An 8724-nucleotide genomic window follows, 5' to 3' on the forward strand; every position below is an offset into this window, starting at 1 on the left:
GTGGAGGTCGTGTCCGGGTCGTGTCTGAAGACGAAGAACAGGGGAGGAAAGAAACCATGAAAATCGCCGTGCTCGCGGTGGGAAAACCGAAAGACAGGCGAATCGCTTCCCTGATTGAGGAGTATCTCATCCGGATTCAGCCTCGGGGGCTGGTTTCTCTGGAATGCATTCCCGACGGGACGGGAACCTCCGAAGTTCGTGTGGAGCGGGAGGGACAGGAGATTTTGAAGCGATTCCGTCCCCGGGATCGCGTGATTCTGCTGCGGGAAGACGGAAAGGAGTCCGACAGCACTGAATTTGCGCGGATGCTGGCGCGGGAGATGGAGACGGCGCCGGGCAGGATCGTTTTGCTTATCGGCGGTCCCTGGGGGGTCTCGAAAAGCATTCAGCAGCGCGCGGACGACAGTCTTTCTCTCTCTCGCATGACCTTCACCCATGAAATGTGCCTGCTTTTCCTGGCCGAACAGCTGTATCGGGCCTTTTCGATTCTGCAGGGGGCCGGATATCATCATTAGATTTATCTGTTGAATTAAAGTTAAACAAGAAAGACCTGTTGTTTTCAGGGGCGCTCCCTCGCCCTTATTTTGTCCACTCCAATGTTTTCACGCTTGCCTCGAAAATATCGTCGAAAGCCTCCCCGCCCTCTGCGAGAACGGTGCAGGTTATGACCAAAAAGACGCCCTTTTCTTTCATGAAGACGTAAGCCGTCTGTCTCAACAGCCCCCCTTCCATGGGGTTGAGCACGACCACCCGTTGGCCGTCTATCCCGCTTTCGGTCCTGAGCGTGTCCTGCGCCACGATCTCAAGGTCCTTGATCGTCTGTTTCAAATGCAGGACGGCGTTTTTTCTGTAATCGGTCAGAGTGGCCTGCTGCCCGTTTTGCGTGTCGAGCCGAAGATTGATGTTGGGCGTAAAATTTGGTGTGGCGTTTGGAGTGACGTTTGAAATGGGATTTGCATCGTTTTCGCCTGCCATCGCAATAACTCTGAATTTTAAGGCGGGTATGTCCATGACGTTCCATCCCTGGGGCGGACAAATGGAATAGCCGTCGGTTTCTTCGACGTATCTGGCGGCCAGGTGCACTCTCGCGAAGCCTCCGAAACGTCCGTAAAAGAACAGGCCGCCGACTGAGACAAAAAGAAGAAACGTCAGGATGACGACGGCCCGGTTATGCGCGCCGCGCGCCGCGTTTTTTCTGAGCGGCTGATCCGTCGTTTTCGGCGCGGAGGTTTCATTCGGACCGTCAGCGAAAGGAGAGCTTTGCGTCGGCGGCGCTGCCCCGCAGGACGGGCACGGCTGGGACGGATTTGCTATCACGAACCCGCAGTTCGGACAACTGCGCACAGGCATAATTTCTCCCTCCTCGTTCGAATCTGCATTGTCAGACGCCCTGCGCTTCCAGATCGCTCCAAAAGCTTCGGGCGGCGGCCAGGGCTCGATCGTACATCATTCGGGCCTTCTTTTTTTTGTCTTTGATTCTTTCGGGCAGCGGCGGAAAAATGCCGAGGTTCGTGTTCATCGGCTGAAAGGGTTTTGCTTCGGAGTTTTGCAGACAGTGGAGAAGCGATCCCACGGCGGTCTGTCCGGGCCAGCGGGGGAGGGGCGCTTTCCGCTGGAGACAGGCCGCGTTTATTCCCGCAACCGCACCCATGGCGGTACTTTCCATGTAACCTTCAACGCCCGTGATCTGACCGGCGAGAAAGATCGGCGCCGTTTCTTTCCCGTTTTCTGTTTCCTGCCCGTTCACTTTCTCCGTCTTCAGTCGCAGGTGCTCGTCAAGGACGGCGGGGGCGTCCACGTAAATATTGCGGTGCATTACCCCGAAGCGGACGATGTCGGCGTTCTCCAGGCCGGGGATCATTTTGATCAGCCGCGACTGATCTCCCCATTTCAGGCCTGTCTGGAACCCCACCAGGTTGAAAAGCGTTCCCTCCCGGTTGTCCTGCCGCAGCTGAACGACGGCCCAGGGTTCGCGTCCGGTTTTGGGGTCGGGGAGTCCCACGGGCTTCAGCGGGCCGAAACGCAGCGTGTCCAGACCTCGCGAGGCCATTTCCTCCACGGGCATACACCCTTCGAAATAAGTTCCCTTTTCGAAGTCGTGAGGCATAACGCGGCGGGAGGCGGTCAGGGTGTCGTAAAAAGCGAGGTATTCCTCTCGGTTCATGGGGCAGTTGATGTAGTCGTGACCTCGCCCGTAGCGTCCCGCGATCCATGCTTTTTCCATGTCGATGGATTCCCGCGTTACGATGGGGGCGACGGCGTCGAAGAAGGAAAGGTAATCTTCACCGATCAGGCTCTGCAGGTTTTTCGCCAGGGCGGAGGAGGTCAGGGGTCCTGTGGCCAGGATCACGGGACGGCGCATGTAAAGAAGCGCCCCCAGGTCGGTCACTTCCTCCCGAACGACTTCGATATGGGGATGGGATTCCACATGGGCGCTGACGAGCTCGGCGAAACGGTCACGGTCCACGGCGAGAGCTCCCCCCGCGGGAACCCGGGAAACCTGCGCGCACTCCAGAATCAGCGACTGCGCAAGCGCCAGCTCCGCCTTCAGGATGCCCGCGGCGCTTTCCTCGCCCTCTCCGCCGAAGGAGTTGCTGCACACCACTTCGGCGAACTGCGCCGTGCTGTGGGCCGGAGTTTGAACGAAAGGGCGCATTTCGAAGAGGCGAACGCGGAGATTTCTCTTCGCGAGCTGCCAGGCGGCCTCACTGCCCGCGAAACCGCCTCCGACGACAAGAACGTCCGGAACGGCCATATCAGAGATCGGCGGGTTCTTCCACCCGCTTGTAACCGCACTCCGGGCAGAGAATCGTCTTGCCTCTCTGGGACAGACCGGCCCCGCACTCCGGGCATTTTTCGCCGGTGGGCCGGTTCCAGGAAATGTAATCGCAGTTTGGGTAACGTGAACAGCCGAAAAAGGTCTTTCCCTTTTTGCTGCGCCGTTTCACGATGTCGCCCTCTCCGCATTTGGGGCATTTCACGCCGACGACGTCCAGAATCGCCCGGGTGTACCGGCAGTTCGGATAACCGCTGCAGGCGATGAACTCCCCGAAGCGGCCGCGTTTCCGAACCAGCGGACTGCCGCATTCCGGGCAGTCCTCGCCGATGGGCTCGGGTTCGGGCAGAGGCACTCTCTCCGCGTCTTTGGCCACCTCCACGGTCTGTGAGAAATCCTTCCAGAACGTCCGCACCACGTCCAGCCAGGCGCGCTTAGCCTCCTCAATTTCGTCCAGCTCCTGTTCCATCTCCGCGGTAAAATCCGCGTTCACGATGGAGGCGAGGCTTCCTCTGTCGAAGAATTTTTTCAGAAATTCGTCAACGGTCATTCCAAGGGAGGTCGGCGCAAGACGCCGGTCATCGTTTCTTTCGACGTAGCCTCGGTCATACAGCGTATCCACGATGGTGGCATAGGTGGAAGGGCGGCCCACTCCGTCCTCTTCGAGGGTTCGTATCAGCGTCGCTTCGGAGTATCGCGCGGGCGGACGCGTAAATTTCTGTTCCTTGTCGGCGGAGACAAAAGTCAGAGTTTCCCCTTCCCTGGCCTTCTCCAGAAGCTCTCCCTTCAGGTCGAGGGGCCAGACGGCGCTCCATCCGTCAAAGATCAGGCTTTCGCCCAGCTGACGCATGCCCGCCTTACCCGCGTCGGCCAGCAGCATGGAGTTGGCGACCACGGCGTTCTCCATCTGAGAGGCCACGTAGCGCCTCCAGATCAGGTCGTAGAGCCGGAACTGTTCCGCCGTGAGGGCGTTTTTGACGGAGTTGGGCGTCAGAGTCACATCCGTGGGGCGGATCGCTTCGTGAGCGTCCTGGCTGCGGCCCGATGCCGCGTAGATGTTGGGGGTTTTGGGCAGATAACGTTCGCCGAAGGCCGCGCTGATATGCGCCCGGCAGACCTCCACGGCCTCCGCCGCCAGTCTCAGGCTGTCGGTTCTCATGTAGGTGATCATTCCGATCTGTCCCCGGCCCGGAATGTCGATGCCCTCGTACAGGTCCTGCGCCACACGCATGGCGCGGCGGGGGGAGAGTCCCGCGCGGCGGGCGGCCTCCTGCTGCATACTGCTGGTTTTGAAGGGCGGCTGCGGTTTGCGCACGCTCTCACGAAGGCGGAACTCCGACACGACAATGGGATGGCTGCGCACTTCCGCCAAAATCGCGTCGGCGGTCGCCTCGTCTCCAATCAAAAGAGGGAGGCTGTTTTTCCACAGTTTTTTGCCGTCCATCCGGTCCACTTTCATCTCGTAGTTTCGACCGTCCGGAGTGGTCGCTTTCACCGTGACGTTCCAGTATTCTTCCGGCACAAATTGCTGAATCTCGCGTTCGCGCTCGCAGACCAACTCCAGCGCCACCGACTGGACGCGGCCGGCCGAGAGCCCGTATCGGATCTTGCTCCAAAGCAGGGGAGACAGCGTGTAGCCCACCAGTCGGTCCAGAATGCGACGGGCCTGCTGGGCGTCTACCCTGTGCAGGTCGATGACGTCGGGGTTTTTCACCGCTTCCAGAACGGCGCGGGCGGTAATTTCGTAAAAACGGACCCGGCATTTTTCGTCCAGCGGCACGTTCAGCAGGTCCGCCAGGTGCCATGCTATGGCTTCGCCCTCCCGGTCGGGGTCGGAGGCCAGCAAAACGGCCTTTGCGTGCTGAGAAAGCGCGGCAAGTTCGTTTTTGATGGCGGCTTTTCCCTTGACCAGAATGTACTCCGGCGTAAAGTCGTGTTCGATGTCAATGGCCATCCGGCTGCGGGGAAGGTCTCGAATATGTCCGACGCTGGATTTGATGACGTAGCCTGAGCCCAGAATTTTGGACAGGGTCTTGGCCTTGGAGGGAGATTCCACGATCACCAGGGTTTTGTTCGCGGCGGCAAGTCCGGAAAAACCGTTTCGGGCCTTTCGGGAAGAACCCGTCTGCGCGCTCCTCGATTTTGTCGATTTTGTCGAGGTTTTTTTCACCGCGGCGGTTTTCACGGAGGTTTTTTTCGTCGCGGCTGTCTTCGTCTCGGCCCCGGAGGCATTCGCCTTCACAGCCGATGCCGACCGTTGGGTCGTCGACTTTTTGAGCGGGGGCTTTTCCTTTTTGGCTGTCGAAGTTCCCTTCGAGCCCTCTTTTGAAGTCGGAGCGTTCTTTCGGGCAGCCATAGTCAGCAGAACCGTTTGGGAAAAACAGCCGGTTCCGATCCCGAAAACGAGGGAATCCGGAAAGATGGGTTGAGCGTCACCGCTGCCAGCAGAGCCTCGAAAGTCTGAGCGTCCACAGGAACCTCGTTGAGGGTCCCCAGCGCGACGGCCTGCTGTATGGTATTTTCCGTGACGTTCAGCGGTACGTTCCCCGAATTCAGCAGGGAATAGACCATAGCCTGAGCATCCGGTGAAAGGTATCGGCGTTCCAGAGTGTGAAGAATTCTGCGGTTGCCTCTGTCGGAGTTATCGGAAGAGGCATGCGAAACAGTCGCATTTACATGAATTTTTTTCAAAATGTTCTTCCTTTCGCAGAGGAGATTCCTTTCGAAGGTCCCTCGTCCAGCTTCGTCTGAATCAATCAGGCTATGTTATACCACAGGGGTGGGGGAAGGGCAAATGTCGAGATGCCCACATATTAGATAATTCGCGGGGAAAATTCCCGCGGCTGTTCCGGCGGAGTTATCGCTTCGTACCGTCCCGCGCCGGATTCTACGGCCAGATGGAAAGCGCAGAGCGTCGCGAGGCTCATCTGAACCTCCGAAAATCCCAGGCCGCTTTTCAGTATGATATCGTCATGAGTGAGTTTCCCTTCGCGCCTCAAAAGTTCCAGCACGTTTTTTTCGTCGGGCGAAAGGTTGTCCGGCGGAGGGCTGGGGAAGCTGATCAGAAGCTGCCCGTACTGTCCCGATATTTTCCCGATAAACTCGTCGATGTCGATCAGGGGGTTGGCTCCATCCCGTATCAGAGTGTTCGTTCCCTTCGCCGATTCCTCCGTTATCCGTCCAGGGACGCACCAGATCTCGCGGCCGATGTCCAACCCCTGCCGTGCTGTTATCATGGCTCCGCCGTCCACAGGGGACTCCACTGCGACGAGGACTCTGCAGAGCCCGGCGATGATGCGGTTGCGCTCGGGAAAGCGCCAGGCGTTTCCGCCGGTTCCCATGGGGTACTCCGAAACCAGCGCCCCCTGCTCGGCAATGCGGTGGAACAGGGGCCGATGCTCGGCGGGATAAACCCGATCCAGCGCCGTGCCCAGAACGGCGATTGTGGTTCCGCCCGCCCCCAGGCAGCCTCGATGCCCCGCTCCGTCGATGCCCTTCGCTCCGCCGCTGAGGACCTGGTATCCCGCCTGAGCGACTCCGCGCCCGATGGCCTCGGCGGTCAGGCGTCCATAGGAGCTGCATCGCCGGGTGCCCACAATGGCGATCATGGATTTGGAGAGGTTCAGATCCCCCTTCACGTAAAGGCCCAGCGGCGGAGCGGGGAGGTCTTTCAGGCGCGGAGGATATTCCACGTCGTCAATGGGGAGAAAACGCGCGCCGAACCGGTCCGTTCTTTCCATCTCCCGGTCGGCCCAATCCCTCTCGGACAGAAGTTCCGTAAGCTGTTTGCAGGAAGATTCCCGAAGTTCAAGCGTCTTCAGAAACTCTTCCCCTCCGCGCCACAGAGCGGCAGGGTCCTCCCGGCGCTTCAGGACCGTCCAGGCGGACACCGGAGCCCTGCACGCGTTCAGGAGCAAAATCGCCTTCAAAAAATCATTCATAGAGCGAAAACCTCATTTTTTCTCAATATCATCGCTCACCGATCACGCCTCTCCGATACATCAGGGATTCGGCAAGGTGAGGCGTCCGGATCTCGGCTTCGCCGGCGAGATCGGCAATCGTGCGGGCGACCTTCAGAACCCGGCTGATTCCCCGTCCCGACAGTCGCATCTTTTCCGCCATTCCGGCCAGGTATTTCAGAGTTTCCTCTGAGATTCCCAGAGAGCTTCGGACGATCTTTTCCGGCAGCTCCGCGTTGCAGGAGAATCCATGAGGCGCCCAGCGCTTCTGTTGCATCGTTCGGGCCCGGCAGACGCGCTCGCGAATGGATTCGCTGGACTCCGCCGTTCCGGAAAAGGACAGAAGTTCCTCCGGCAGCAGCCGCGGAACGGAAATCTGCAGGTCGATACGGTCCAGAATGGGGCCGGACAGCTTGCGCCGGTACCGCTCCAGCTCCAGGGACGAACAGACGCATTTTTCTACAGGATCCCCACGGTTTCCGCAGGCGCAGGGGTTGGCCGCGAGAACGAGCAGAACCCGGGAAGGGTAGGTGACCGTTCCCGCCGCCCGGCTGATCACCACCTGACCGTCCTCCAGGGGGGCTCTCAGGCTTTCCGTCAAATCTCGGCGAAATTCCGTAAACTCGTCGAGAAAGAGGATGCCCCTGTGGGCCAGGGAAACTTCTCCCGGCCTCAGAGCGCTTCCCCCTCCGCAGATGGAAACGGTGCTGGCGGTGAAATGAACCGTTCGGAAGGGCCGCCTTCGTCCCGCCTCCAGGGGAAGCCCCAGGGTGCTGCGGACCAGAAGAGTCTCCACCAGTTCGTCGTCCGAAAGGGGAGGCAGGATTCCGTTGAGGGCCCGGGCAATCAGTGTTTTGCCGCTTCCCGGAGAGCCCACAAGCAAAAGGTTATGGTGTCCGGCAGCGGCGATTTCCGCGGCCCTGCGGGCAGCCGCCTGGCCTTTAATGTCCCTGAAGTTCGGTTCCGCTGTAAAGGGCTGTTCGGAGACCGTTGAGAGGGCGACGGGAACGGGCTTTCGCTCCTCCTTTAAAATGGAAACCAGCTCTCGCAGGTCGTTTATGGCATAGGCGCGGACTCCTTTCACCAATGCCACTTCCTCCGCGTTTTCCGCCGGGACGTAAAGAGGCATGTCCTCCGAGCGGGCCAGAAAAGCGGCGGGAACGGCTCCCCGAACGCGTCGCAGACGTCCGTCGAGAGCCAGTTCTCCCATGTACAGAGCCGGTTCCGGAGGTTTCAGCAGCCCCGCGCTGCACATCATGGCGAGGGCGATGGGCAGGTCCAGCAGAGCCCCTTCCTTGGGCAAATCAGCCGGGGCCAGATTCACTGCGACTCGTCCTTTCAGGGGCAGCCCAACCGACCGCAGAGCGGCCCGGACGCGTTCTTTCGACTCCTTCACCGCAGCGTCGGGCAGGCCGACGATGGAAATGGAGAAAAGCCCGCCCGTCATCTCGACCTCCACTTCGACGGGGACGGCCTCCATGCCCTGGAGAGTTACGGATTTTACGGTATGCGTAATCGTCATTACCTCGCTTCTTTCCATATGATCTCCCGTCTATTATGTCCGAATTTCGCGCCAGCCGTATCGGATACCATGCGGATCATCCTCCTGAGAATCGGGTATTTGATCGATTTGACGCCGCGTCCCTGAAATCACTGACGACAACGGAGCAATGCAGGTGTACGTTAAAAAGCTCAACCTCCGTGGTGAGAGAAACAGGAGATTGGAGCCTGAAAATTCAATAACGAAGTTACGAGGAGATGATAGTTTGTGACGGAGACGGATATTTCCAGTCACGCTGCGGCGGCGGACAACGAAGCCGGAAAGCAGGAATACTTCGATCATGACGGACTCTGGAAAGACCTGATCGACCGATTCTTTTACCTTCTGCTGAAACGGGCAATTCCGGAACTGTACGCCGCGGCCGATACGAATGTGAAACAAAAATTTTTGGATAAGGAGTTTCGCGACATCCTGAACACCGGAGATCC

8 protein-coding genes are annotated in these 8724 nt (G+C 59.0%); 2 read left to right on the forward strand and 6 right to left on the reverse strand.

All coding sequences use genetic code 11. The annotated features are described in order from the left end of the window. Positions 1-515: 23S rRNA (pseudouridine(1915)-N(3))-methyltransferase RlmH (locus LBR61_13800; GenBank protein ID MDR1733155.1), on the forward strand; the 515-nt coding region annotated here is incomplete at its 5' end. A 64-nt stretch (positions 516-579) separates the two neighbouring features. On the opposite strand, the gene LBR61_13805 is transcribed toward LBR61_13800, so the two are convergent. The 6 genes from LBR61_13805 to LBR61_13830 all read right to left on the reverse strand — a co-directional run bounded on the left by LBR61_13805 (position 580) and on the right by LBR61_13830 (position 8257). Next, positions 580-1350, reverse strand: a complete 771-nt coding sequence (locus LBR61_13805) for a hypothetical protein (protein ID MDR1733156.1) — start codon at positions 1348-1350, stop codon at positions 580-582. Between the two features lie 31 nt (positions 1351-1381). Continuing rightward, positions 1382-2755 (reverse strand): methylenetetrahydrofolate--tRNA-(uracil(54)-C(5))-methyltransferase (FADH(2)-oxidizing) TrmFO, encoded by a 1374-nt coding sequence (gene trmFO / locus LBR61_13810; protein ID MDR1733157.1) that lies wholly within the window; start codon positions 2753-2755, stop codon positions 1382-1384. 1 nt (position 2756) lies between these two features. Continuing rightward, positions 2757-5132, reverse strand: coding sequence for a type I DNA topoisomerase (topA, locus tag LBR61_13815; protein ID MDR1733158.1), 2376 nt, complete (start codon positions 5130-5132; stop codon positions 2757-2759). A gap of 2 nt (positions 5133-5134) precedes the next feature. Next, entirely contained in the window at positions 5135-5467 is a 333-nt protein-coding gene (locus LBR61_13820) for a hypothetical protein (protein ID MDR1733159.1), read from the reverse strand. A 122-nt stretch (positions 5468-5589) separates the two neighbouring features. Beyond that, positions 5590-6717 (reverse strand): DNA-processing protein DprA, encoded by a 1128-nt coding sequence (dprA, locus tag LBR61_13825; protein MDR1733160.1) that lies wholly within the window; start codon positions 6715-6717, stop codon positions 5590-5592. Positions 6718-6745: 28 nt separating this feature from the next. After that, positions 6746-8257, reverse strand: a complete 1512-nt coding sequence (locus tag LBR61_13830; protein MDR1733161.1) for a YifB family Mg chelatase-like AAA ATPase — start codon at positions 8255-8257, stop codon at positions 6746-6748. 246 nt (positions 8258-8503) lie between these two features. On the opposite strand from LBR61_13830, the gene LBR61_13835 reads away from it, so the two are divergent. Then, positions 8504-8724 (forward strand): hypothetical protein (locus LBR61_13835; GenBank protein ID MDR1733162.1); only part of this gene is annotated, 221 nt, incomplete at its 3' end.

The organism is Synergistaceae bacterium (assembly GCA_031272035.1).
Taxonomy (GTDB): Bacteria; Synergistota; Synergistia; order Synergistales; family Aminobacteriaceae; genus JAISSA01.

Coding starts and splice junctions, on each gene's coding strand:
- LBR61_13805 (MDR1733156.1), bottom strand. CDS start 1,350: ATGCCTGTGCGCAGTTGTCCGAACTGCGGGTTCGTGATAGCAAATCCG.
- trmFO (MDR1733157.1), bottom strand. CDS start 2,755: ATGGCCGTTCCGGACGTTCTTGTCGTCGGAGGCGGTTTCGCGGGCAGT.
- topA (MDR1733158.1), bottom strand. CDS start 5,132: ATGGCTGCCCGAAAGAACGCTCCGACTTCAAAAGAGGGCTCGAAGGGA.
- dprA (MDR1733160.1), bottom strand. CDS start 6,717: ATGAATGATTTTTTGAAGGCGATTTTGCTCCTGAACGCGTGCAGGGCT.
- LBR61_13830 (MDR1733161.1), bottom strand. CDS start 8,257: ATGACGATTACGCATACCGTAAAATCCGTAACTCTCCAGGGCATGGAG.